This is a genomic window from Streptomyces ossamyceticus, from assembly GCF_001418475.1.
Taxonomy (GTDB): Bacteria; Actinomycetota; Actinomycetes; order Streptomycetales; family Streptomycetaceae; genus Streptomyces; species Streptomyces ossamyceticus.
Genome location: NZ_LIQX01000783.1, coordinates 1 through 1659 on the forward strand (window position 1 = coordinate 1; position 1659 = coordinate 1659).

2 protein-coding genes are annotated in these 1659 nt (G+C 72.4%); both read left to right on the plus strand.

Going from position 1 to position 1659, the window contains the following annotated elements:
* Positions 1-683, plus strand: a 683-nt coding sequence (locus AOK15_RS38625) for a CBS domain-containing protein (RefSeq protein ID WP_157870501.1), incomplete at its 5' end; no start/stop codon positions are given.
* 71 nt (positions 684-754) lie between these two features.
* Positions 755-1659 (plus strand): tRNA (adenine-N1)-methyltransferase (locus AOK15_RS38630; RefSeq protein WP_240508793.1); only part of this gene is annotated, 905 nt, incomplete at its 3' end.

The following is a 1659-nucleotide window of genomic DNA, read 5'->3' on the forward strand; positions in this document are numbered from 1 at the left end:
GTGAGCTTCCAGACGACGGCGGCCGCATGCTCCGCGCCGTCGTCTGGAAGCTCACCGGCAAGCCCATGAGCGGCACCGTCGCCGCCGCCTGGGTCGGCCGCGCCCTCGCCCTCTCCGTCCTCATCGGACTGCCCTGGCTCACCCAGTCCGGCCTCCTCGGCGCCGACGCCACCGACAGTGTCGGCATGGACACCGTCCTCGACGCGCTGCTCGCCGCGATCCTCGCCGCCATCATCTGGACCGGTGCCGGCAACAGCCTCCGCATGGCCCGCCTGCGCGAACACCTCCCCGAACTGCGCGCCCGCGCCCTCACCCGCCGCGCCGTCCCCGTCGAGACCGACACCCCCCTCTCCGAAGCCCTCCGCCGCGCCAACGACGCCGGCGCCCGCGCCCTCGTCGTCGTCGACGCCGACGGCGAACCCCTCTCCCTCGTCCGCGAGGCCGCCATCGTCGGCGTCCCCGAACACCGCCGCCCCTGGGTCGTCGTCAGCGGCCTCGCCCAGGACCTCACCGACGGCATGCGCGTCTCCGCGGAACTCGCCGGAGAAGAACTCCTCGACGCCCTCCGCGCCACCCCCGCCACCGAATACCTCGTCGTCGAGGAGACAGGTGAGATCTACGGCGTCCTCTCCGCCGCCGACGTGGAACGCGCCTTCGTCAAGGCCATGGCCAGGCCCTCCTGACCCGTACGGCCCCCCACCACCCGGACACAGCCGTGGTCTCCGGCCCCTTCGGGGACCGGTAGGCTGGTCACATGTCCGAACCGACCGGTGCCGCCCGCCGTCGCGGGCCCTTCAAGGTCGGGGACCAGGTTCAGCTGACCGACCCCAAGGGCCGCCACTACACGTTCACGCTCGAAGAGGGAAAGAACTTCCACACCCACAAGGGTTCCTTCCCCCACGACGAGCTGATCGGCGCACCCGAGGGCAGCGTTGTCCGCACCACCGGTAACGTCGCCTACCTCGCGCTGCGCCCCCTGCTCCCCGACTACGTCCTGTCCATGCCCCGCGGCGCCGCCGTGGTCTACCCCAAGGACGCGGGGCAGATCCTCGCCTTCGCCGACATCTTCCCCGGCGCCCGCGTCGTGGAGGCCGGCGTCGGCTCCGGCTCGCTCAGCAGCTTCCTGCTGCGCGCCATCGGCGACCAGGGCATGCTCCACTCGTACGAGCGGCGCGCGGACTTCGCCGAGATCGCCCAGCAGAACGTGGAGCGCTACTTCGGCGGCCCCCACCCCGCCTGGCAGCTCACCGTCGGCGACCTCCAGGACAACCTGTCCGACACCGACGTCGACCGCGTCATCCTCGACATGCTCGCCCCCTGGGAATGCCTGGAGGCCGTCTCCAAGGCACTCGTCCCCGGCGGCATCCTCTGCTGCTACGTCGCCACCACCACCCAGCTCGCCCGGACCGTCGAGTCCATCCGCGAGATCGGCTGCTTCAACGAGCCGACCGCCTGGGAGACGATGATCCGCAACTGGCACATCGAGGGCCTCGCCGTCCGCCCGGACCACCGCATGATCGGCCACACCGGCTTCCTGCTCACCGCCCGCCGCCTCGCCGACGGCGTTGGGGCCGGCGTAGTCCTCGCCGTAGGCGCCCTTGGCGGGGCGGCGGCGGCGCATGGGGGGCTCGACGCCGTCGGCGAGGCGGCGGGCGGTGA